The organism is Micromonospora sp. NPDC047521 (assembly GCF_055587305.1).
Genome location: NZ_JBVJGN010000014.1, coordinates 45,917 through 67,193, shown reverse-complemented (window position 1 = coordinate 67,193; position 21,277 = coordinate 45,917). Strand labels below are relative to the sequence as shown.

Below are 21,277 nucleotides of genomic sequence, written 5' to 3'. Positions count from 1 at the left end.
GTCAGATCTTCCTGCGGTACGCGCCCAGCGCCAGCGGCATGAACACCGCCACGAAGCCGACGCACCAGGCGAGGGTCCACCACACGTGCGCGCCGAGCGGAGTGCCGAGGAACAGCCCGCGTACCGAATCCACCAGGTGGGTCATCGGGTTGACGTCCACGAAGGCCTGCATCCAGCCGGGCAGGGTGTCCGCGCCGACGAACACGTTTGACGCGAAGCTCAGCGGCATGATCAGCGCGAACATCAGCCCCTGCACGGCGCCCGGGGTGCGGACCTTCATCGACACGTAGACCGGCAGCCAGCTCAGGCAGAGCGCGAACAGCACCGCGAGCAGGCAACCGGCGATTGCCCGGAACGGGTCGGTCTCGATCCGGAACCCCATCAGGTAGCCGATCGCCAGTGTCGAGACCGTGACGATCACATACCTGACGACGTCGCCCAGGACCGCGCCGACAAGCGGCGCGGAGCGCGGGATCGGCAGCGACCGGAACCTGTCGAAGATGCCCTTGGCGATGTCGGTGTTGAGGTTGACGCCGATCGCGATGGCCCCTGTCGCGATGGTCTGCGCCAGGATCCCGGGCAGCAGGAACTGCAGGTAGTCGTGGGTGGAGCCGGCGACCGCGCCGCCGAAGACGTACACGAAGATGACGAGGAACAGCACCGGTTGCAGCGTGACGTCGATCAGGGCCTCGGGCGTACGCCAGGTCTTGATGAGACTGCGCTTGGCGAGTGCCAACGAGTGTCGTACGAGCCGGAACGGTCGTGGGTTCGGGGCGACCGTCGACAGGGCGGAACTCGCCGTGGGTGGTGCGCCGACCAGGGTGCTCATGCCGCGACCTCCGTGCGGTGGGTGGTGTCGTCCTCGGATGCCGTACGCCCGGTGAGGGTGAAGAACACCTCGTCGAGGCTCGGCAGGTGCAGGGAGAGTTCGGTGACCGCGATGCCGGCGGCGGCGAACCGCGCGACGCTCCCGGTGAGCGCCCGGTCGTCGGTGACCGGTACCGCGAGTACGCCCTTGCGGATCTCGTCGGCCTGCGCGCCGGAGCCGACCTCGGACAGGATCGCCGCGATCCGGGGCAGGTCCGCGAGGTCGGACGGCCGGACCTCCAGGGTCTGCCCGCCGACCACCCGCTTGAGCCCTTCGGGGGTGTCGTGCGCGATGACCCGCCCGTGATCGATCACGGTGATCGAGTCGGCGAGCGCGTCGGCCTCCTCCAGGTACTGGGTGGTGAGCAGCACCGTCGAGCCGTTGGTGACGAGCGACCGGACCACCTCCCACATGTCCTCGCGCTTGGCCGGGTCGAGGCCTGTCGTCGGCTCGTCCAGGAAGATCACGTCCGGTGATCCGACGAGGCTGGCGGCCAGGTCCAGCCGCCGGCGCATGCCGCCGGAGTACGTCTTCGCCGGCCGGCCGGCGGCCTCGGTCAGGTCGAACCAGTCGAGCAGTTCGGCGGCCCGCCGCCGGGCGCCGACGCGGCCCAGCTCCAGCAGCGTCCCGAACAGTTCCAGGTTCTGCCGTCCGGTCAGGTCCTCGTCGACGGAGGCGTACTGGCCGGTGAGGCCGATGCTCTGGCGGACCCGCTCGGCGTCGCGGACGACGTCGAAACCGCCGATCCGGGCGGTGCCGGAGTCCGGGGTGAGGAGCGTGGAGAGGATGCGTACGGCGGTGGTCTTTCCGGCGCCGTTGGGTCCGAGGACCCCGAGCACAGTCCCCCGGGGTACGGCGAGGTCGACGCCCTGTAGCGCCCTCGTCTTCCCGAAGTTCTTCACGAGGCCCTCGGCCTCGATCACCAGGTCAGCTGTCATGTCCCACAGCCTGCGCCGGGCTCCTGACACCGCGCCGACACGGCACCGACACCGCCACCGACACGGGCGGGTCGGCGGGGCGGTAGATCCATAACCCGGGGAGTACGACCCAGAGGGGATGACGCGCAACATCCACGGCAATCAATATGATGACCGCTATCCCGATCTGGTGCGCTCACGGGGCGTGCCGTACCGATGCGGAGGAATGCATGGTTCGCTGGCGCACCCTCACCGGCCTGTTGGCCACCGCGCTGGCCGCGGTGACCGCGGGCAGCCTCACGCTCGCGGCCCCGGCCGCCGCTGACAGCCCGATCACCCCGAACGTCGTCGGCGGCACCCGCGCCGCCCAGGGCGAGTTCCCGTTCATGGTGCGTCTCTCGATGGGCTGCGGCGGGGCGCTGTACAGCCCCCGGCTGGTGCTCACCGCGGCGCACTGCGTGGGCGCAACGGGCACCAACACCAGCATCACCGCGACCCTCGGCGTGGTCGACCTCCAGTCGTCCAGCCGGATCACCGTCCGGTCGAACTACGTCTACCGTGCCCCCGGCTACAACGGCAGTGGCCGGGACTGGGCGCTGATCCGGCTGGCCACCCCCGTCACCGGCTTGAGCACCCTGCCGATCGCCAACACGACCGCCTACGACAGCGGCACCTTCACCGTCGCCGGCTGGGGCGCCGCGCGCGAGGGCGGCAGCCAGCAGCGCTACCTGCTCAAGGCGACAGTGCCGTTCGTCAGCGACTCGACCTGCAACTCCTACTACGGCGGCGACATCATCGCCGCCCAGGAGATCTGCGCCGGGTACGCCAGCGGCGGCGTCGACACCTGCCAGGGTGACTCCGGTGGCCCGATGTTCCGCCGCGACGCCAACAACGCCTGGATCCAGGTCGGCATCGTCAGCTGGGGCAACGGCTGCGCCCGACCCAACTACCCGGGTGTCTACACCCAGGTGAGCTACTTCGCCTCGACTATCGCCTCGGCCGCCGCGAGCCTCGGCGGCTGACCCGTACGGCCCGGCGGGCGGTCCGGACCACGCGGTCCGGGCCGCCCGGCAGTCGTCATCCGGGAAAGTGCAGCGCGTCGTCGCGCAGGACCGCGTGCGCGCCGACGGTCTCGTTGACGATCTGCGTCACCCGTACGTCGACCGCGACGCTGGCCAGCGCGGCCGCGTCCGCGCGGCTGACACCGTGCGACAGTTGCAGCAGGGCGAGCATCGAGTCCAGGGCCATGAACGTGGCGTCGTCGAGGGACGCGCCGACGCCGAGCGTCAACCAGGCGTCCGGGGTACGGGCCACCGGGCCGGTGATCGGGAAGTCGTCCCGGACGTCGAAGGTCAACGTCACCTCCTCCATCGGACACTCGATCGCGGTGCCGCCGACCTCCCCGTCGCCCTGCGCGGCGTGCCCGTCCCCGACCGAGAACAGCGCGCCGTCGACCGGGATCGGCAACAGCAGGGTGCTGCCGGCCGTCAGGTCCTTGCAGTCCAGGTTGCCGCCGTGCGGTCGGGGTGGGGTCGTAGAGTGCCGCCCCGGCTCGGCCGGCGGCATACCGAGCACCCCCATGAACGGGCGCAGTGGAATCGTGTGGCCGTGCTGGTTGCGGCCGGTCATCGTCACCGGGTCCAACTCCCACGAGTGCACCACCTGGTCGTGCTCGACGCCGTAGCGCTCGTTGAAGCCGCTCGGCCAGCCGCCGGCCACTGTGGTGCCCCAGGTGCCCGGGGTGATCGCGTCGACGCGTACCTCGAGGGTCTGGCCGGCGCGGGCGCCGCGCACCGCGACCGGGCCGATCAGCGCGTGCCCGTGCTCCGGCTGGCGCTGCGGGACCCGGGGTCGGTCGCGGTTGTACCCACCGGGGTACGGGCCGGCCGACCACCAGCAGTCCAGGGTGCGATAGGTGACGGTGTCGCCGGGGTCGATGGTCAACACCGGCGGAAAGTCGACGGAGAAGTGACCGTGCAGGGTGGCGTCGCCAGGGGTGAGGGTGTGTCGCATCTGGGCAGGCTATGCCCCGGCGTCCAGGACGTCCCGCAGTCGGGCGGCGAACTCCTCGGGCTTGCCGGCGTAACCGAACTCGCCGCCGAGGAATCCGCCGTGGTGGCTGGGGAAGACCACGGCCTCCTGACCGAGCAGCGTCGCGGTGCCCAGGGCCGTGCGCGCGGTGTACGTCCCCGCCGACTCCTCGCCGACCGCGATCACGATCCGCGTCGGGGCCGCGGTGAGCACTGTGGCGTCGGGACGGTAGTCGGTGATCGCCCACGAGTTCTTCGACAGCAGCGGATCGTCGCGGGTGCCGTCGTCGTCGGCCGGCATGCCGAACATCGCCGGGTCCGAGCTCGGCTGGGCGAAGTAGGCGTCGGTGAACTCGCCCTGCCAGGACGTCATCGCGATGAACGAGGCCATCCCCGCGCCGCGCCCCTTCGCCTGGTACGCCTCGTGAAAGCGGGCCCGGGCGCGCTCGGCGGCCGAGGCGTCGGGCAGGACCGCGTTGATCGGCGGTTCGTGTGCCACGAGCGTGGCGACGTCCTCGGGGTGGGTGGCGACCAGTTCGAGGGCGGTCACCGCGCCGCCGCTGCTGGCGAACACGTCGACCGGCCCGACGTCGAGCGCCTCGATAAGCGCGTGCAGGTCGGCCGCCTGCTGCTGCGGCGTGTTGTCGATCCGGCCGTCGGTGCGGACGCTGCGACCCAGGCCGCGCGGGTCGTAGGTGACGACCGTGCGGTCCGTGAAGTGCGGAGCGAGCGCTCCGAAGCCGTCCGCCGTCATCGGCTGGCCGATCATGAGCAGCGGACGGTGACCGCCGGCCGGGGGCAGCGGCCCGCGAACGTCGTAGACGAGGTCGACGCCGGGAATGGAGAGGCTGTGCGTCCGGATGTCCGTCATGCGGGTGAGACTACGGCCGGCGGATCCGTCCGGGAGTGCGATGAGCACGTGGCGCGGCGGATTTCGGCGCTGGTCGTGAGGGCGAGGGTGTGGGCCGCGGAGGCGTCCGGCGGGTCCGCGGCCCACGGGGGTGTCACGACGTCGGGGGCACCCGATCCAGGAAGCCCAGCACCTGGGTCAGCCGGCCGTTGTCGTCGGTCACCGCCACGTCGAAACCGACGACCGGCGCCTCGACGTCGTCCGGTCCGAGTTCCCAGGTGAAACGGGTCTGGTTGTGGTGGGAGTCGACAGGTCCGACCAGCCGGAACATCATGCCGGGGAACTGGCTCTGCACGGCCGCTATCGTCGCGTCGATCGCGTCGCGGCCCTCGGCGACGACCATCGGGTCCACGTAGCGCCCGTCGGGGGCCCACAGGTCGTCGATGTCGCGGCGTCGTCGCTCCGGGTCGGTCTCGTTCCAGGTCGCGATGTACCGCTCGGCCAGCTTGTCGAACGCGGTCGTCATGGGTCTCTCCTCGTCAGCGGGGAACTGCTGTTTCCGGTGAGGAGCCTTTCCCGGGCCGTGGTGCGCTGTCGATTACGTCGGAGGTAATGGTCCGTGCGCCGCCGCGGAACTAGGGTCGGTGAAGTGACGATCATGACCAGGACCGGGCGACAGGTGGGGGAGCTGCTCCGTGACTGGCGTCGGACCCGCGGGCTGAGTCAGCTCGACCTGTCGATCGAGGCGGGCGTGTCGACCCGGCACCTGAGTTTCGTCGAGACCGGCCGATCCCGACCCAGCCCGGACCTCATCCTGCGGCTTGCGGAACACCTGGGCATGCCGCTGGCCGAGCGCAACACGGTCCTGCTCGCCGGCGGGTACGCGCCCGCGTACCCGAGCCACGAGCTGAGCGATCCGGAGTTGGCGCCCGTACGTGCCGCCGTCCGGCAGATCCTCGACGGGCACCGCCCGTACCCGGCGCTGCTCGTGGACCGGCACTGGCACCTCGTCGACGCCAACCCCGCCGTCGGCCTGTTCACCGCGGACGCGCGGCCCCACCTGCTCACGCCACCCGTCAACGTGTTGCGGCTCAGCCTGCATCCCGACGGCATGGCGCCGCGCATCCTCAACCTGCCCGAGTGGCGCTCCCACCTGCTCAACAGGTTGCGCCAGCAGGTCGACGTGACAAACGATCCGGTCCTGTCCGACCTGTACGAGGAACTCCTCGGCTACCCCGGTGCCGACGCCAGCACGTCACCGGTCAGCGACACCCTGTCCCGTGTCCTCGTGCCCCTGCGCTACCGACACGACGACCGGGAACTGGCCTTTGTCAGCACCACGACCCTCTTCGGTACGCCGTTGGACGTCACCGTCGCCGGGTTGGCCGTCGAGGCGTTCTTTCCCGCCGACCCGGTGACCACCGAGGTGCTGCGCGCTATCGCCCCGTCGTGAGCCTCACCCCTACGGATCGCGCTGGGGAGGCAGCGGCTGGCGGAGTCGGTCGTCGATGATTCCCGGCATCCGCCGCGCCACCCCCGCGAGGAGGTCCGCGACCTGGACGCGCGGGTCGTCGCGGGAGTCCACCATGAGCAGGCCGGCCAGGGGTGACACCCCGGGCGGCAGCGCACCGGCCTCCGGCGCGCCGGCCAGCGCCCGCTGGAGACGGGTCAACCGGTCGGCGGTCAGGGCGCTCTGCTCGTCGTGCGTCACCAGCACCTGCCGCCGGCCGTCGCTCCACGACAGGACCGTCTCCGCCAATGCCGGCAGCAACGGCTCCAGCGGCGGGGGGACCGACCTGTCGTCCCCGTCGAGCCGGGCCACCAGGGCCCGCACCCGCCGGGGGTCGAGCCCGTCCAGGACGGCGTCCGCCGCCGCACCGAGCCGGTGACCCAGCAGCGCGTCCCGGGCCTCGAAGAACCGCCGTACCGTCAGGTCGACAGGCAACCGCCGCTTCATCCGCACGAGATCGACGAACGCCGACAGGAAGAGCGCCCAGTCGCTCCCGGCCGAGCGGCCGGCATCGTGCAGCGCGACTGCGGCCTGGTGGTGGTCGCGGGCCAGGCGGGTGCCGGCCGCGTACGACGGCTCGGTCAGCAGGAGGTCGACGATCCGGGTGACGAGGAAGAACTCCTTGTCGATCAGGTGGACATGTGCGCGACCGGTCAACGCCGCGAGGAACCACTCCAGGGCCTCGTCCGCACCCGGTCGGCGCAGGAAGTGCCCGGACTTGAACTCGTGCGGCGAGAACCGGAACCCGGACCGCAGCGCGGTGACGAGCGCGACGGCCTCGTCGACGGCCAGGTCGACACTCGCGTGCGTGATCACCGGGGCGGTCGAGTGCAGCAGGTTGGTGCCCGAGAACCCCGACTCGTCGCAGGCGACCTCCACGACCGCGCCGACCAGCGGGCCGCTCGGCGGGAGCCCGCCCTGAAGTGGCGACCGCACACCCGAACCCCCGCCCATGCCGCCATGCTCGTCCGCACACCCGCGGCGGACAAGCCGATTGTGTACGGGTGGCCGGGATCAGCGGAGCCGGCGGATGTCGCCGTACGCCCGGTAGAAGCCACCCCGGCCGGACTCGCGGACCTCGGTCACCAGGTAGCGGGCGCCCGGCTCCCGGATGCCCTTGGGGAACTGCACGGCCCAGTCCCGCCGATACCCGTCGGACAGCACCTGAACCCGCAGCCGTCCCCGGTCGTCCAGGCACTGCACCACGACCCCGGCGCCCGAGTCGCCGGCCACCTCGACGATCGTCGGCTGCACGGTACGCGGCGTCTCGCGGGGCGCCTTGATGTCGCGCACCTGCGGCACGTCGCCGAGCTGGGCCGCCCGGATCGCCGGCTCGCTGGCGTCGACGCAGGCCAGGTGACCGCCGGTGGTCACCACGTAGAGCCGACCGTCGTGATACTGCATCGAGTACGCCGAGCCGCAGCCGGTGCCGAGCTTCCACAGGCGGGTGCCGGCCGCGTCGAAGCAGTAGATCGAGGACTGGCTGTCGCCGGCGAAGACGTACTCGCCGCCCTGGGCCGTCGCGCAGGAGAAGACCGGGGCGTCGCACCGGTAGCTGCGCTCGACGCGGCCGTCCTTGGCCAGGCGCACCACCTCGCGGGTGCCCGTCCCGGCGAACACGCTGCCGCGCTCCTGCCAACCGAACAGCACCGAGCCGGTCCTCGTGTGCCACAGCTCCCGGCCGGTACGCCAGTCGAAGCCGGTCACGCCCTGCGAGTGGCCGTGGTAGAGCGCGTCGGCGTCGCAGCGCACCATCCAGGCCGAGCGGCCCCGCCCGGGCCGACGCCAGAGGAACTCGTCCTCGTGGTCGATGGCGGCGATCCCGCCGTCGGCGTCCGAGACGCCGAGGACGCCGTCGTGGATGTCGAGCCAGTAGATGTCGATCTCGGGGGCGATCGCGTACGCGACCCGGGGCACCTTTCCGGAGAGGTCGTAGACGTTGCCGTCGTCGCAGCCGGCGTAGACCCAGGCGTCGTCGGCGACTATGCACTTCACTCCGTCGGGGAGGCGGACCTGGCCGCGCACCTGGGCGTCGTGCCCGAGGGTGGTGATCACCCCGTGCTCGTTGCCGACCATGCAGTGTTCGTCGTCGACGAAGATGCCGAAGGCGGGAGCACCGGAGTCGTACCGCCAGAGCACCGGAGCGGTGTGCGCCGTGGACCGGGTGCTGACGATCTGTCGCCGCGAGACGCTGCGCTTCTGGCGGACGCCGGGGACCGCCGGCGCGTACCCCTTGCGGACCTTCTCCCCGATCTTCTTCGCCGCGGCCGCGCGGGCGCGGGCGTTGTCCGGGTAAGCGCTGGCTTTGACCTGCCCCTGGTCGCCGATCCGCCCGTAGCGCACGGTCAGCGTGGCGTTGTCGACCACGACCTCGTAGAACTTGTGCGCACCATCCACTTCGGACAGTTCGAGGTAGGTCGTCTCCTGGGACATGGGGGCCTCCGAGAGGGGTCAGCTGCCGGCCCGACATGGCCGGCGCGGCGACGGTGCCCACACGCTAACCGCCACCCCCGACAAGATCCGGTGCGGCGACGACGCCCCATGCGACGGCCTTGTATCGATGGATGTCGACTGCCATGCTGTGGTTCGGTCGTGCTCGGGAGCCAGCGCGACCCGCGTCCTCTCCGGCCCACGGGACGCACGAGGTGGCCACGCCACCCGTGCCGGGCAGTCCTCGTCGGTGGCCGGACACCCGTGTGCGGCACCGGCCAGTTCGGTCGCCCGGTGCCCGGTAACCACCGGAGGTACCGATGCTCCGTACGTTCCTCGCCGTCACCACCCTGGCGCTGGTCGCCTGGACACCGACGAGCAGCGCCACCGAGGCGACGCCCACGCCCACCCCGTCGGTCACGCCCACGCCGACGCCCACGCTCACCTGCCCGCCGGTGCTGCCGATCACCGCCACCGTGGCCGGGGCGACCACCACGAGCCTGACCCTCTCGTACTCGATCTTCCTGCGGCCGCCCTGCGGCTACGACCCGCCGATTGCGGTCCAGCTCTTCGCCAGCCGGGACGACGCCATGAAGTGGCTGAACCCGGTGGCCGAGGCGGTGTCCGGCCCGGAGCGCGACGGGACCATCACCATCGGCCGGCTGACGCCCGACACCGAGTACTGGTACCGGTTCGGCGACGTCGAGGGCCGCCGCGACCCGTACATCGTCGGTGGGCCGGCCCGTACCCTCGCCCAGTCGACCTGCCGGGCGACGGCCACCATCGACGCCCGCTGGGGCAACGGGTTCGTCGCCACGGCCACCGTCCGCAACACCGGAACGGAGTCGATCGACGCGTGGCGGGTCTCCTGGCGCTGGTCCGGGGACGAACGCGTCCAGACGGTCTGGGGCGGGGTGGCCGAGACGGCGGGTGCTGACGTCACGGTGCGCAACGCCCCGTACAACGGGACGCTGGCGCCCGGCGCCGCCACGACGTTCGGGCTGGTCGTGTCGACGAGCGCGGTGCCCGACGGGCTGACGCTCACCTGCTAGCGGGTGAACAACGCCGCCCCGCTTCCGCCGTCGTGGCGAGAGCGGGGCGGCGGCACATCGGTCAGGGCTTGCGGGCCACCGCGCCGTACGCGTCGATGCCCTCCGCGTCGGCCGCCTCGGGGCGCCACAGCGGGATCGGCACCAGACCGGGCTCGACCATCGTCAACCCCGAGAAGCAGCTCGCGAGGTCCTGCGGGCTGCGCAGGATGTACGGCACACCGCCGGACTGCGCCAGCCGCTCGGCCCCGGAGACCACCGCCGGGCTGGTGTTGGTGCCGTCCCACAGCACCAGGTGACTGCCCGACGGCATCGCGTCCATCGTCCGTCCGACGATCGAGCGCACCACGTCCAGATCCGGCTCGTAACCCATCACGCCCATGTACATCACGGCGATCGGCTCGTCGAAGTCGAGAGTCCGCGCCGCCTCGGCGAGGATCTTCTCCGGGTCGTGGTAGTCGGCGGGCACGTAGGTGGTGACACCCTCGGACGTCGCGCTGGACAACAGCGCCCGGGCGTGCACGAGGACCATCGGGTCGTTGTCGACGTAGACGATCCGCGCGTCGGGAGTGATCCCCTGGGCCACGGCGTGCGTGTTCTGCATGGTGGGCAGGCCGGTGCCGATGTCCAGGAACTGCCGGATGCCGGCCTCGGCGGCCAGGTAGCGCACCGCCCGCACGAGGAACACGCGGGACTGCTGCGCCATGAGGACGATCTCCGGGTAGACCTCGGCCACGGCGTCGCCGGCCGCCCGGTCGGACTGGAAGTTGTCCTTGCCGCCCATCCAGTAGTTCCAGATCCGCGCCGCGTGCGGCACGTCGGGCTGAAGCTTCGCGGCGAGTTCGGCATCCGGGCCGGCCATGCCAGGCTCCTATCGAGGGGTTCGACGAACAGACCTACAACAGACCGGGATCGTACCCCCGTGCGGTCCACTGTCGACGTGAGTGTCGAGGAGCTGGCCGGAAGCGACCCGGGTGGGAACAACGGCGTGAACCGGCGCCCGGTCCGGGGCATCCAACTCTCTGACAGATCCTCCAGGGAAAGGGAACGCCCATGCGCGCAAGACCGCTCATCGGTGTGCTGTCCGGCCTGACAATCGTCGTCGCCGGGTGCTCGTCGCCGATCGATCGTCTCGGCGGCGACGCGGCACCCGCGGGCTCGCCACCCGGCACCGCCAGCCCGTCGAACCCATCGGCGTCGAGTACGCCGGCGCCCGGTACCACCGGGCCGGGTGCTCCGGCGACCGACGGTTCCGGGCCGGGTGCGCCGGCAACCCGCAGTGCCGCCCCGGGTGTTCTGCCCACCCGCACCCCGGGACAAGGTGGTCAGGCGAGCGACATCCGAGACACCGACTGGCGCAACGCGGTGATCAGCAACCTGGGCTTCTGCGGGGAGTCCGACGACAGCGTGACGTTCCGCAACGGGTCCAACGGCCTCGACATACCGTGCACGATCCTGCCCGGTGGTGCGCAGCCGGTGTACGCCGAGTTCGTGGTCGAGGAGCCGGCGAACGCGCCCTCGACGGACGACGCGCTCGTACTCGTCGAACTGGGCAACCCCGGCGCCGCACGGCAGCAGGCCCTCGTGCCGGTCCAGCTCTCGGACAACGGACGGGGCCGGTACGCGTGGCCGGTCATCAAGGGGGACCGTTCCAGCTCGACAGGCTCCCAGGTCATGACGTTCCTCTCCTACCGGGTGGTGGGGCAGAACGTGGAAGCGACTGTCCGCAGGCTGGATGGGAGCACCGAGACCCGTCGGTGGCGCAAGGCCGACGGCAGCGGGAACTGGGAGCGGTACTAGCCGTGCTCGACCGCCGACCCGTCCACCCGCAACGTACCGAGGATCTCGTCGGTGCGATCCGTCTCCCCGATCTGCTTGAGCTGGACGTAGACCCCGAACGAGCCATCGGCCGCGAGCAGGGTGACCTCGCTGAAGGAGGTGGCGGTGCCGCCGCACCGCGTCCATCGCCCGACGCTTCCGCGCAGGGTGCCGACGGCGATCGCGCGGTCGGCCTGACGGATGCAACCGCTGTGATCAGGCAGCGTTGGCCGGCGACCGCCGGTGAGGGACCGGCTCACCCCGGCGAAGACCCCGGACACCTGACTGCGGACGTCGGGCCAGACGGTGAGGTCGGACCCGACGAGCAGGCCGGGCCCACGTCCGCCGGGCAGGCCGACCACTGCCGGGTTCCAGCCGGCATCGCGCAGTTGCCTCGCCCAGTCGTCGGGTACGGCGACGGAGACGGTGCCCGTCACGTCGCTCACCCGCGTCCAGCCCGGTGGTGTCGGGGGAACGGCGGACGACCCTGCCGCGAGCAGCGTCGCGGCGACGATGCCGACGGCGGCGACGAGCCGGCGGGTACGCCGCAGCAGGGGGCGGGCCGGGACCCGGTGCGCCGCGAGCAGTTCCTCCAGCGCGGAGGCGTACGTGGCCGCGGACGGCCAGCGGCGGTCCGGATCGCGGTGCAGCGCCCGACGTACGACCCGTTCGACGGTGGCCGGTGCGCGGTGCGTCGTCACCGCGGTCTGCCCCGGCGGCAGACCTGTCACCATGTGATGGGTCAGGGCGCCGATCGCGAACACGTCGGCCCGGGCGTCCAGCCCACCGCCCGGGACGAGCTGCTCAGGCGCCATGTAACCGGGTGTGCCCGCGACCACCGTGAACCCGGAGGCGTGCGCGAGTGTCTTGGCCAGGCCCAGGTCGGCGACCAGCACCCGGCCGCCGGCGGCAGCGGTGTCGAAGAGGACGTTGGAGGGCTTGAGGTCGCGGTGCAGCACTCCGTTGTCGTGCAGGACGGCGACCGCCCTGGCGATGTCGACGGCGATGCGCAGCGCCTCGTACACCGGCAGCGGGCCGTCGGTCAGCCGGTCGGCGAGAGTGCCGCCGCCGGCATACGTCATCACCAGGTACGGCCGGCCGTCGGGCAACTCGCCGACGTCCAGCACACGGACCAGGTGATCGGAGTCGACCTGTCGCATGAACCGGGCCTCCTGGCGGAAGCGAGCCCGGATGTCGGCACGCTGCGACCAGTTGTCGGCCAGCACCTTCACGGCAACTGGGGACTGCAACTCGTCGTCGTACGCCAGCCACACGGTGGCGAACGCTCCTGCGCCGACGGGGCGCACGACGCGATACCTGCCGACCTGTGACGGGATGGACACCACCGTATTATCCGATGACCGGTACGCCGGTGACGCACACGAGCGGGGGCGCGGGTGGCGGACGGGCATTCCATCGAGGACATGGCACGCCGGGCGGCGGCCGGCGACAGCGCGGCACTCGACGAGCTACTGGCCGCGATCGGTCCGCGGGTGCTCGACCAGTGTGCGCGGTTCCTGCCCTGCCGGCAGGACGCCGAGGAGGCGGCACAGGACGCGTTGATGCAGGTGGCCCGCCATATCGACCGGTTCGAGGGGCGGTCGCTGTTCTCGACCTGGCTGCACACGGTGGTCGCCAACTGCTCCCGCCAGACCTACCGCTCGCTGCGGCGCCGAGCAGCCGAGCGGCCGAGCGCGCTGCTGCCCGTCGCGGTGGCCGACCCCCGTACGACGAGTGTCATCGCCGGATCGCGTCTGGATCTGCTCGACGCCCTGGAGCGGTTGGAGGCCCACCGACCGGAGTTGGTGACGGCGCTGGTGCTTCGTGATGTCTGCCAACTGGACTACCAGGAGATCGCCGCGCAGCTCGGCATCCCGGTCGGCACGTTGAAGTCCCGCATCCATCACGCCCGCAGACACGTTCGCACGACGTTGCAGGGCGGGTGAGCCCCGCCGGTCATGCCTGTCGACAGGACTCCCGGTGTTCGCCCGACCTCCAGTGGACACTCGTCGTCGGCTGTGGCGGTGACTACCGGCGCGGAACTGGCTACGGTCGTGGTGCCGGCTCTCCGCCCCTTTCAGGAGTGATCGCATGCCGCTCTCCCCGTCCCGGGTCTTCGCCCAGTTGACGACCGCCGAACGACCGGCGCGGACCAGCGTGGTGATGCGCCGTGCGGTGGTGCTCGGCGGCAGCATCGCCGGCCTGATGGCCGCGCGGGTGTTGAGCGACCACGCCGAGGAGGTGCTGATCGTCGAGCGTGACCCGTCCGATGCCGACGGCGGCCCACGGCCCGGCGTTCCGCAGGGCAGCCAGGTGCACGCCCTGCTGCCAGCCGGCCAGGTGCAGTTGGAGCGCTGGTTTCCCGGCTTCGCCGAGGAGGCGCTCGCGCTCGGCGCGCCGCAGCCGCCGAGCGACGGCGGCGCCCGGGCGAAGATCTTCGTGAACGGCGAGCTGGGCCTGCCGCCGGCGCCGTCCGGCGCCGGGCCGGCGCTGATCACCACGCGGCCGTTCCTGGAGGCGCTGGTCCGCCGGCGGTCCCTCGCCGTCGACAACATCACGATGGTGTACGGGCGGGCCGAGGGCCTGGTCTTCGCCGACGGACGCGTCACCGGCGCCCGCTACGTGCCCGAGGGCGGCGCCGAGCCGGTCGTCGAGCCGGCCGACCTGGTGGTCGACGCGATGGGGCGGTCCAGCCGACTGGGCGACTGGCTGGCCGACAACGGCTGGCCCCGGCCGCCGATGCGCCGGATGCCGATCAGACTGAACTACGCGACGGCGCTGTTCAGACGCGACGAGACGGTCAGCGACGCCTGGGTGGCGGTCTACCACACCATGGCCGGCAAGGGCCGTACCGCGCGCATCGGCGGGATCAACTCGGTCGAGGGGGACCGTTGGATCATGCTGGTGGCCGGCTACGACGAGGACCGGCCCAGCCGCGACGTCACCGACTTCGTCACCCGCTGCCGCCAGCACTATCCGCAGATGTTCGGCGACATCGCCGAGCGGGGGGAGATGCTCGGCGGCGTGGTCACGTACCACCAGGCCGACAGCCGGCGGCGTGACTTCGACAAGCTCGACCGGCTGCCGGCCGGGCTGGTCGCGGCAGGCGACGCCGTCGCGTCGTTCAACCCGGTGTACGGCCAGGGCATGACCTCCGCGACGCTGCACGCCTCCTGCCTGTCCGCGTACCTGCGCTCCGGCCCGGCACCGCACGAGCAGCCGGCGCGGGCGTACTTCGAGCAGGTCCGCGTGATCGTCGACGCCGCCTGGCAGATCTCCACGTCGGCCGACATCGAGCTGCCGCACGTCGACGGGCCGTACCCGCCTGGTTACCGGATCACCAAGTGGTTCGGGGACCTGCTGTTCCGCACGTCGCTCACCGATCCGGTGCTCAACGACCGGCTGGGTCGGGTCACCACCATGTTGGAGCATCCGGCGACCCTGAGCCGCCCCGGCACCCTGCTGCGGGCGTTGCGGCTCGGCCTGTTCCGCCGCCCGGCCGCGACGGCCGTCGTCAGGGCTCCTCGGTGAGGGGCCGCCGGGCGATCCCCAGCAGGTGGGTGTCCGGCCAGTCCAGCGGCCGGCCGTCGGTGTCGGTAAGCGTTGCCACCGGGGCGATCCGGTTGTCGATCACCCAGTCGTTCCGCAGCGGCGCGGACGCCGGGTCGATCTCGAATCCGGCCTCGGCCAGCAGCTCCAGCCACTCGTCGAAGCCGAGGCCGCAGAACTGCTCACGTGTCTCGGACAGCCAGTTGTCGACGTAGTCCTTGCGGGTCAGGTAGTCCATCGCCGAGCCGAGTTCGAGCCGGACGGCGCTCTCGTCGACAACCTCGTACGCGAAGGGGAACGCGAAGTCGACGGCGAACTGGTCCAGCCGTGCCCGCGTCGACAACCCGCCGACGTACCGCCTGACCTCGCCTTCGGATAGTTCGGCGAGGTCGTGACGTGGGGCCGGCGGGTTGGCGCCGTCCTCGGTGGCCAGGCGCAGGACCACCTGGCGTCGCCGGTCGGCCGGCCCGCACACGTCGCTGTTGATCCAGACACCGCCCGGCACGGTGTGGTCGTGGATGCGGCGGGCGAACTGCAACAGCGACTCCCGCTGACGCCCGTACGACCAGATCTCGTGGGTCAGGGCGAAGGTGAGCGTGGTGTCCACGGAACGGTCGGCGAAGATCGCGCCGCCGAGGACGTTGCGCTGGTAGAAGTACACGTTGGCATTGCGGAAGACGCCTTGCGCCTTCTTGTGCACGCACTCCTGGTAGAGGTGTCGGGCGACCTCGACGCCGATCAGGTCACTCTCGTGCAGCGCGGCCTCCCGGTCGGCCAGCTCCAGCACGGAACCGGCGCCACAGCCGATGTCGACGATGCGCCCGGGCTGCACGTGCCGGCGTACGGCGGTCCACTTGCGCTCGGCGGCCTCGGTGAAGGCGTCCACGTACGTCCGGTAGTCCCGGGTGGCGGTGAGACCGCCCTCGTCACCGACGAGCGGGTCGTTGACCACCGACCGGACCTGCTCGACCAGGCGGTAGCGCTCGAAGACGTCGATCGTCGCCGGGTGGGCAAGCGTGCGCCAGGCCGGGTCACCCGAGGCCAGGCGGAGCAGCACATCCCAGGGGCGTTCCGGGACGACGTCCAGCTCAGGGTCGGCCTCGACCTGTGCGATCGGGAAGCCGATCCGTTCGTAGAGCTTCGCGACGGCGGGCGTGGAGCAGGCCACGACGGTGTCGGCGGGGGTGAGATCGAGGCCCGTGGCGACGGTGATGGTCTTGAGGGTCACCTCGGCGAAGGCGTCGGTGGGCGCGGTGTCGAAGACCGGGACGACCAGCGAACGCAGCCCGGTCGGCGCGCTGAACCGCTCGATCGCGGCCTCGCGGCGGTGGTACGGCACCGGGTTGCGCCTGGTGTTGTCGTGGTTGGCGGAGGTCACCGCCCAGACGATCGTGGTGTCGCCGGAGCGGGCGAGTCGACCGAGGTAGTCCGCCTGGAAACGGGTCAGCAGATGGTGACGGCCCGGGAAGAGCACGAACCGTGGCGGCAGGCCGATCGTGATCACCCCATGTGGTGCGGAGCCGAGTGGGACGCACGAGCATAGCGAGTCGGTACCGCGCGTCGCCTGAACGGGGGAGCACCGCGAGACCTCGCCCACGGCATCATGACGGAGTGCGGCGGCGAATCAGGCACATCCTCGCGGACCTGCGGCACCGTCGGTTCATCGACCTGTACGCCACCACAGTCGTCGCGTTCGTCTTCGCGGCGTTGCTGCTCGTCGGCGCGGATCTGCCGGACAGCGTCCGGTGGTCGCTGCTCTTCGCCGGGTTGGGATTCCTGCTGCTGCGGCTGGCGTTCGCCAACCACCGGGAGGACCGGTTCCTGGACCGCAGTGACTACGACAGGAACCCGATCACCGAGGACCTCCGCACGGCCCGGGATGTGTGGATCTTCGCCCCGGTCGGTTCGAACTTCCTCACCGAGGAGCGCTGCGACGTGCTGCGCCGGGGCCCGCTCGCGCGGGCCGACGGCACGGTCCGGATCGTGGTGTTGCAGGAATTCGACGCGGGCGACCCGATATCGGAGCAGCTCGACGCGCTGCTCGACTTCCCGGTGCAGCGGGCCGCCGACTCGCTGCGCGAGACCAGGGCGCGGCTCGCGTCGATGCGGCAGTGGACGGTGCAGGGCACCTTCGCCTGGGGCGAGATCGGATTCAACCCCGGGTTCAGCCTGGTCGCGGTGAATCCCCATGCCGCCGGCGGGTACGCGAACGTCGAGTTCCACGGCTTCCGCAACGACGCCATCCGCTCCCGCATGCACATCCACCTCACCCGCGACGACGGCCAGTGGTACACGTACTGGCTCGACCAGTTCGAGGAGATCTGGCGCTCGACCCTCGAAACCGACGGGTCGTGACGGTGGCTGGGCCCCGCGTCGCGCCGGCCGCCGTGTTCACCGGGGCGGGCATCAGCGGTGACGAGCCAGCCGCCCTGCCCCGCGGGTTCGGCCTGCGCGACGACGTGCTGGCGACGATGCACGAGGCGGCCCGCCGTCGGCTGGCCGGCCTGGTCACCGACGCGCAGCTCGAGGCCGTGCGCGCGGAGTCGTACAAACTCGAGGTGGTCCTCGGCCGGCTCTGGGGCACCGTCGGGCCGGACGCGCTGAACTGCGTCTTCGCGCTGCGGGTGAGCGTACCCAACGAGGCGCACCTGCTGGCGGCGCTGCACCTGTTGCGCGGTGGCACCCACGTGACAGTCAACTTCGACGTGGGGATCGAGCTGGCGTACGACCTGATCTGCGGCCGCGCGGACCTGCCCGCCGACGCGCCGCACGACTATCACGACGCTCTCCCGGCCTGGCGGGCGCTCGCGCCGTCCGATCCGCCGGCGCTGCTCGCGGTCTCCAGCCACGGGGAGTTCGCCGACTGGCTGCGCGCCGGTCGACCTCCCGCGCTGCTGAAGGTGCACGGCGGCCTGGACCGGCGGCAGAGCACGCTCGCCGACGTGGTGGTGGTGGACATCGAGGAGCTCGCCCAGCTCACCGCCGAACGGGCGGCAGCGGTCGAAGGTCTCGGCGACGCCGATCGTCTCCTCATCACCGGGTACTCCGGCGGCGACCCGGACGTGTACGGCCCGCTGCTGGCGGCGGGCGCGCGCACGTCCACCACCTGGTGCTGCCTGAGCCTGCCCGTCGCCTCGACAGTCCCGGCGGACGCGCGCCGGCACGGTATCGACCTGGTGCAGGGGGTGCCTGACGGACTGGCGGTCACCGCGCTGCGGGGGCTCCTCGGCGGGGTCCCGCCGCCGGCCTGGCCGTCGGTACGCATCCCGGGCGACGGCTACCAGGTGCGCTTCGAGAGGTGGAGGCGGGGACTGCGCGCGGCGCATCCGGACGAGCTGGTCGCGCAGTCCTGGGCGTGGCTGATCGCCGACATCGGCGACCTGGACGCGGCCGAGGCGATGCTCAGCGCCCTGCCCGAGGACGCGCCTGGCGCGCGGCTGCGACACGCGGAGATCCTCTACAACCGGGCCCGGGGCGACGACCGGGTCCGAGCCGGCCGGATGTTCCGGACTGTGGCGGCCGGCGCGGCGGACGCGGCGACCCGGCTGCACTGCCTGCTGCGGCTGGGCGACATCGCGCGGGGTCGGGCGGCGCGCGACGCCAGAGGCGTACGGATCGTGTCGGACCTGGTCGAGGCGTACGCGCGGCCGGCGCACGTCATAGTCGTCACCCGCAACGGTCGCCGTCAGCCGGAGGAGGCAGGCGACGCGTACCGGGCGCTCCAGCAGACATCGCTGCGCCTGCTGGAACGACTGGTGCTTGTGGCGCCACGGCCGATGTGGCCTGTCGTCGCCATCCTCTGCCGGGGCGCCGCGGTCCTGGGTGGACAGGCGGCGCGCCTGGCCCGCAACGGCAACCGCCTCGCGCTGGTCCGGCAGCATCGGGGGCTGCTGCGGGCGCTGGTCGCCCTGCTGGGAGCCCGACCTGGCCCGGTGGACGTTCGCGACGACATGCGCGCGCTACGCGCCACCTACCGGGCCGCCGACGACCTGCCCGGCGCCGCCGGTTGTGCGGTCACCCTCGCCGTGCTGGCCGCCGCCGACGGTGACCTTCCCGGAGCCCGCGCCCTGGTCGCCGAGGCCCTTCGCGACTACGTCGCCGGTCGGCCCGACGGACGGCCCCTGTTCGCCGGTGAGGCGCTTGTCGACGTCGCGACCCGGCTGATCGACAGGCTCGACGGCGTCCGGCCATGACGGACAGTTGGTCTCGCCGAGGGCAACTTAGTTACCGATAGGTATTGTTCGCCGTCCGAAGATCCAGACCAGCGCCGCTACTATGACGGCAGCCTTGCACAATTGATCAAGGTTGACGCGGAGGTTCCGGTGAGCCCTTACCTTCGGAACGAGATCGTGGAAGCAATCCGGCGCGGCGACGCGATCTTCATCGTCGGCGCGGGCGTCTCTCTGCTCGCCTCGGACGGCGCGGAAAGTGCATCGTGGAAAGGGCTGATCCGGGCCGGCGTCGACCGATCCGCCGACCTCGACCAATCCCTTTCCGGGCGGTGGCGGTCGAGCAAACTGAAGGCCCTGTCGTCCACTGCCGACAGCGCCCAGATGATCAGTGTGGCGCAGGAGGTGGAACGCCACCTCAAGCAGATTCCCGGTAATCACTACGGCAAGTTTCTCGCCGAGACGGTAGGCAGCCTGCCGATGGTTCGCAGGGGCATCATCGACGTCCTGAAGGACTCCGGAGCGCCGGTCCTGACGACGAACTACGACAGCCTTCTGGAACAGGGCACCGGTCGGGACGCCGCCACCTGGCAGCGGATCTCCCATCTGCAGGACGAGATCAAGCAGCCGGGCCGATTCATCGTCCACCTGCACGGGCACTGGCGTGAGCCGGAGACGATCGTCTTCGGTTACGAAAGCTACGCACGGGTCATCGGTGACTCGGAGTCGCAGGCGATGTTGCGCGCGTTGCTGGCCACCAAGGCGATCGTCTTCGTCGGTTTCGGCCAGGGCCTGGAAGACCCGAATTTCGCGGCCCTCACGACGTGGCTGACATCCACCCTCGGGTCGAGTGGTATCGCACCCGCTGTTCTGGTCAGAAACAGGGAACTCGCGTCCGCGCAGTCCCGATTCCGGGCGCTCGGTGTGAACGCTCTGGCCTACGGCGACGCGTACGACGATCTGGAGCTGTATCTGGCCGACATCGTGCGGGAGGCCAACGCGGTCCCGACACCGGGTATCAAGGAGTTCACCTGGGAGTCGCTGGCCCCCAAACTGATGCGACTTCACAGACGTATCGCGAGGAGTTTCGCGCCCGACTTCCTGGTGGCGATGTCGGGGCCGGGAAACTTCGCTCCGGCGTACTGCCTGGCGCACTCCAGCGAGGATCCGCCGCTGCTGGCGGCGGTGACGTTTCCCCGCCGACCCGATCGCAGCCGGCACAATCTGGCGTTCGAGAAACTGGCGTCCAACGGCGGCTGGCTCCACCACGAGTCCGACAAGTGGGACGTGTTCCTTCCCAATGTGATCCGGGACTTCCCGGCGGGCTCGCGCGCCCTCATCTTCGACGACCGGGTCGTGGGTGGGCGGGTGCAGTACGCGATCGCCGAGATGCTCAAGGGCTTCGGCTACGAGGTTCGCCGTGCCGCCCTGGTGGTCGATCCCCGACAGACATCCGCAGTGGACTTCTATGAGGAGGTAGTCGATGGAGACTTCGTCTTTCCCTGGGGTGGCAAGCACGGCAGGGGTGAGCCAGCTTCTTGAGCGAACCGAGGCCGGCCTCGTCGCGATGCAGGAGGCGCAGCGGGCGTACGACGACGCGATGTGGGACATCGAGGACCCCGCCTTCGCGAAGTTGCGCCACGTCCACATCCACCTGTCGGTCACGGTCGGAAAGATCGCCAAGCTCGTCGAGCCGGCGGACCACACGGACCACCGTGGCGAGCCGGTCGACGTCGGCGATCTGCGTGAGTCGCTGGCGTCCGCCGTCGCGGACCTGCTCATGCACTCGGCCCAGATCGCGAACCTCGTCGACGGCGACCTGGGGGAGTTCCTGCGGAACCGGTACCGGCAGAACGCCGCGCGCTTCGCTCCCGACTCGGACTTCGCCGCGCTGTAGGCGTCGCGCTCCGGGTCGTGTGCCGCACGGCCCGGGGCTCGCGGTTCTTGCGCCGTACGACTCGCAGGCGGAAAAGCGTAATTCGATCTCGTCCTGCACGGTCGGCCCTGACCTGCGGAGATAGCGCTCTCACGGATGGTGGGAGAACGCTTGACGCGGATGTGATCGAGCCGTAACGATGCATTCACAT

At 71.1% G+C, this 21,277-nt stretch carries 20 protein-coding genes; 10 read left to right on the top strand and 10 right to left on the bottom strand.

The window, feature by feature from the left end; genetic code table 11:
- Nucleotide 1: 1 nt before the first annotated feature.
- Nucleotides 2-829, bottom strand: a complete 828-nt coding sequence (locus ACZ6N8_RS25805; protein WP_466013088.1) for an ABC transporter permease — start codon at nucleotides 827-829, stop codon at nucleotides 2-4.
- On the bottom strand, nucleotides 826-1,806 hold the full coding sequence (locus tag ACZ6N8_RS25800) for an ATP-binding cassette domain-containing protein (protein WP_466013087.1): 981 nt from the start codon (nucleotides 1,804-1,806) through the stop codon (nucleotides 826-828). The genes ACZ6N8_RS25805 and ACZ6N8_RS25800 overlap by 4 nt, the downstream gene beginning before the upstream one ends.
- Before the next feature lie 209 nt (nucleotides 1,807-2,015).
- Between ACZ6N8_RS25800 and ACZ6N8_RS25795 the strand changes: the two genes are divergently transcribed.
- The gene (locus ACZ6N8_RS25795; protein WP_364363518.1) at nucleotides 2,016-2,807 is read left to right on the top strand and encodes a S1 family peptidase; all 792 of its coding nucleotides are present in this window, start codon (nucleotides 2,016-2,018) and stop codon (nucleotides 2,805-2,807) included.
- 55 nt (nucleotides 2,808-2,862) lie between these two features.
- On the opposite strand, the gene ACZ6N8_RS25790 is transcribed toward ACZ6N8_RS25795, so the two are convergent.
- From ACZ6N8_RS25790 to ACZ6N8_RS25780, 3 genes are all read right to left on the bottom strand, one after another.
- Complete coding sequence (locus tag ACZ6N8_RS25790) at nucleotides 2,863-3,798, bottom strand: acetamidase/formamidase family protein (protein WP_466013086.1); 936 nt, start codon at nucleotides 3,796-3,798, stop codon at nucleotides 2,863-2,865.
- Between the two features lie 9 nt (nucleotides 3,799-3,807).
- Nucleotides 3,808-4,686, bottom strand: coding sequence for an alpha/beta fold hydrolase (locus tag ACZ6N8_RS25785; protein ID WP_466013085.1), 879 nt, complete (start codon nucleotides 4,684-4,686; stop codon nucleotides 3,808-3,810).
- 133 nt (nucleotides 4,687-4,819) lie between these two features.
- Entirely contained in the window at nucleotides 4,820-5,191 is a 372-nt protein-coding gene (locus ACZ6N8_RS25780; protein ID WP_466013084.1) for a nuclear transport factor 2 family protein, read from the bottom strand.
- A 132-nt stretch (nucleotides 5,192-5,323) separates the two neighbouring features.
- On the opposite strand from ACZ6N8_RS25780, the gene ACZ6N8_RS25775 reads away from it, so the two are divergent.
- Nucleotides 5,324-6,118: a helix-turn-helix domain-containing protein gene (locus ACZ6N8_RS25775; protein ID WP_466013144.1), complete on the top strand. Its 795-nt coding sequence runs from the start codon at nucleotides 5,324-5,326 to the stop codon at nucleotides 6,116-6,118.
- 9 nt (nucleotides 6,119-6,127) lie between these two features.
- Here the strand turns inward: ACZ6N8_RS25775 and ACZ6N8_RS25770 are convergent, their stop codons facing one another.
- Both ACZ6N8_RS25770 and ACZ6N8_RS25765 read right to left on the bottom strand, forming a co-directional pair.
- A complete protein-coding gene (locus ACZ6N8_RS25770; protein ID WP_466013083.1) occupies nucleotides 6,128-7,129 on the bottom strand; it encodes a DUF3800 domain-containing protein in 1,002 nt (333 codons plus the stop codon).
- Nucleotides 7,130-7,189: 60 nt separating this feature from the next.
- Nucleotides 7,190-8,608 carry a WGR domain-containing protein gene (locus tag ACZ6N8_RS25765; protein ID WP_466013082.1) on the bottom strand — a complete coding sequence of 473 codons (1,419 nt, stop codon included), beginning with the start codon at nucleotides 8,606-8,608 and terminating at the stop codon, nucleotides 7,190-7,192.
- 317 nt (nucleotides 8,609-8,925) lie between these two features.
- Here ACZ6N8_RS25765 and ACZ6N8_RS25760 point away from each other — a divergent pair, with 317 nt between their 5' ends.
- Nucleotides 8,926-9,657: a cellulose binding domain-containing protein gene (locus tag ACZ6N8_RS25760; protein WP_466013081.1), complete on the top strand. Its 732-nt coding sequence runs from the start codon at nucleotides 8,926-8,928 to the stop codon at nucleotides 9,655-9,657.
- A gap of 61 nt (nucleotides 9,658-9,718) precedes the next feature.
- On the opposite strand, the gene ACZ6N8_RS25755 is transcribed toward ACZ6N8_RS25760, so the two are convergent.
- The gene (locus tag ACZ6N8_RS25755) at nucleotides 9,719-10,516 is read right to left on the bottom strand and encodes an SAM-dependent methyltransferase (RefSeq protein ID WP_466013080.1); all 798 of its coding nucleotides are present in this window, start codon (nucleotides 10,514-10,516) and stop codon (nucleotides 9,719-9,721) included.
- Nucleotides 10,517-10,707: 191 nt separating this feature from the next.
- On the opposite strand from ACZ6N8_RS25755, the gene ACZ6N8_RS25750 reads away from it, so the two are divergent.
- The gene (locus ACZ6N8_RS25750) at nucleotides 10,708-11,454 is read left to right on the top strand and encodes a hypothetical protein (RefSeq protein ID WP_466013079.1); all 747 of its coding nucleotides are present in this window, start codon (nucleotides 10,708-10,710) and stop codon (nucleotides 11,452-11,454) included.
- On the opposite strand, the gene ACZ6N8_RS25745 is transcribed toward ACZ6N8_RS25750, so the two are convergent.
- Nucleotides 11,451-12,815 carry a serine/threonine-protein kinase gene (locus tag ACZ6N8_RS25745; RefSeq protein ID WP_466013078.1) on the bottom strand — a complete coding sequence of 455 codons (1,365 nt, stop codon included), beginning with the start codon at nucleotides 12,813-12,815 and terminating at the stop codon, nucleotides 11,451-11,453. The genes ACZ6N8_RS25750 and ACZ6N8_RS25745 overlap by 4 nt on opposite strands.
- 81 nt (nucleotides 12,816-12,896) lie before the next feature.
- Between ACZ6N8_RS25745 and ACZ6N8_RS25740 the strand changes: the two genes are divergently transcribed.
- Both ACZ6N8_RS25740 and ACZ6N8_RS25735 read left to right on the top strand, forming a co-directional pair.
- On the top strand, nucleotides 12,897-13,418 hold the full coding sequence (locus ACZ6N8_RS25740) for an RNA polymerase sigma factor (RefSeq protein ID WP_466013077.1): 522 nt from the start codon (nucleotides 12,897-12,899) through the stop codon (nucleotides 13,416-13,418).
- A 145-nt stretch (nucleotides 13,419-13,563) separates the two neighbouring features.
- On the top strand, nucleotides 13,564-15,003 hold the full coding sequence (locus ACZ6N8_RS25735; RefSeq protein ID WP_466013076.1) for an FAD-dependent oxidoreductase: 1,440 nt from the start codon (nucleotides 13,564-13,566) through the stop codon (nucleotides 15,001-15,003).
- Here ACZ6N8_RS25735 and ACZ6N8_RS25730 read toward each other — a convergent pair.
- The gene (locus ACZ6N8_RS25730; RefSeq protein ID WP_466013075.1) at nucleotides 14,987-16,525 is read right to left on the bottom strand and encodes a class I SAM-dependent methyltransferase; all 1,539 of its coding nucleotides are present in this window, start codon (nucleotides 16,523-16,525) and stop codon (nucleotides 14,987-14,989) included. The two genes, ACZ6N8_RS25735 and ACZ6N8_RS25730, sit on opposite strands and share 17 nt — an antisense overlap.
- A 107-nt stretch (nucleotides 16,526-16,632) precedes the next feature.
- Here ACZ6N8_RS25730 and ACZ6N8_RS25725 point away from each other — a divergent pair, with 107 nt between their 5' ends.
- From ACZ6N8_RS25725 to ACZ6N8_RS25710, 4 genes are all read left to right on the top strand, one after another.
- The gene (locus ACZ6N8_RS25725; RefSeq protein WP_466013074.1) at nucleotides 16,633-17,376 is read left to right on the top strand and encodes a hypothetical protein; all 744 of its coding nucleotides are present in this window, start codon (nucleotides 16,633-16,635) and stop codon (nucleotides 17,374-17,376) included.
- A gap of 2 nt (nucleotides 17,377-17,378) precedes the next feature.
- The gene (locus ACZ6N8_RS25720; protein WP_466013073.1) at nucleotides 17,379-19,214 is read left to right on the top strand and encodes a hypothetical protein; all 1,836 of its coding nucleotides are present in this window, start codon (nucleotides 17,379-17,381) and stop codon (nucleotides 19,212-19,214) included.
- A gap of 102 nt (nucleotides 19,215-19,316) precedes the next feature.
- Complete coding sequence (locus ACZ6N8_RS25715) at nucleotides 19,317-20,732, top strand: SIR2 family protein (RefSeq protein WP_466013072.1); 1,416 nt, start codon at nucleotides 19,317-19,319, stop codon at nucleotides 20,730-20,732.
- Nucleotides 20,716-21,087 (top strand): hypothetical protein, encoded by a 372-nt coding sequence (locus tag ACZ6N8_RS25710; protein WP_466013071.1) that lies wholly within the window; start codon nucleotides 20,716-20,718, stop codon nucleotides 21,085-21,087. Before ACZ6N8_RS25715 ends, ACZ6N8_RS25710 begins: the two co-directional genes overlap by 17 nt.
- Nucleotides 21,088-21,277: the final 190 nt, after the last annotated feature.

Excerpts from the sequence above, each read along its gene's own strand:
- ACZ6N8_RS25805 (WP_466013088.1), bottom strand. The coding sequence starts at position 829 with ATGAGCACCCTGGTCGGCGCACCACCCACGGCGAGTTCCGCCCTGTCG.
- ACZ6N8_RS25800 (WP_466013087.1), bottom strand. The coding sequence starts at position 1,806 with ATGACAGCTGACCTGGTGATCGAGGCCGAGGGCCTCGTGAAGAACTTC.
- ACZ6N8_RS25795 (WP_364363518.1), top strand. The coding sequence starts at position 2,016 with ATGGTTCGCTGGCGCACCCTCACCGGCCTGTTGGCCACCGCGCTGGCC.
- ACZ6N8_RS25790 (WP_466013086.1), bottom strand. The coding sequence starts at position 3,798 with ATGCGACACACCCTCACCCCTGGCGACGCCACCCTGCACGGTCACTTC.
- ACZ6N8_RS25785 (WP_466013085.1), bottom strand. The coding sequence starts at position 4,686 with ATGACGGACATCCGGACGCACAGCCTCTCCATTCCCGGCGTCGACCTC.
- ACZ6N8_RS25780 (WP_466013084.1), bottom strand. The coding sequence starts at position 5,191 with ATGACGACCGCGTTCGACAAGCTGGCCGAGCGGTACATCGCGACCTGG.
- ACZ6N8_RS25775 (WP_466013144.1), top strand. The coding sequence starts at position 5,324 with ATGACCAGGACCGGGCGACAGGTGGGGGAGCTGCTCCGTGACTGGCGT.
- ACZ6N8_RS25770 (WP_466013083.1), bottom strand. The coding sequence starts at position 7,129 with ATGGGCGGGGGTTCGGGTGTGCGGTCGCCACTTCAGGGCGGGCTCCCG.
- ACZ6N8_RS25765 (WP_466013082.1), bottom strand. The coding sequence starts at position 8,608 with ATGTCCCAGGAGACGACCTACCTCGAACTGTCCGAAGTGGATGGTGCG.
- ACZ6N8_RS25760 (WP_466013081.1), top strand. The coding sequence starts at position 8,926 with ATGCTCCGTACGTTCCTCGCCGTCACCACCCTGGCGCTGGTCGCCTGG.
- ACZ6N8_RS25755 (WP_466013080.1), bottom strand. The coding sequence starts at position 10,516 with ATGGCCGGCCCGGATGCCGAACTCGCCGCGAAGCTTCAGCCCGACGTG.
- ACZ6N8_RS25750 (WP_466013079.1), top strand. The coding sequence starts at position 10,708 with ATGCGCGCAAGACCGCTCATCGGTGTGCTGTCCGGCCTGACAATCGTC.
- ACZ6N8_RS25740 (WP_466013077.1), top strand. The coding sequence starts at position 12,897 with ATGGCACGCCGGGCGGCGGCCGGCGACAGCGCGGCACTCGACGAGCTA.
- ACZ6N8_RS25735 (WP_466013076.1), top strand. The coding sequence starts at position 13,564 with ATGCCGCTCTCCCCGTCCCGGGTCTTCGCCCAGTTGACGACCGCCGAA.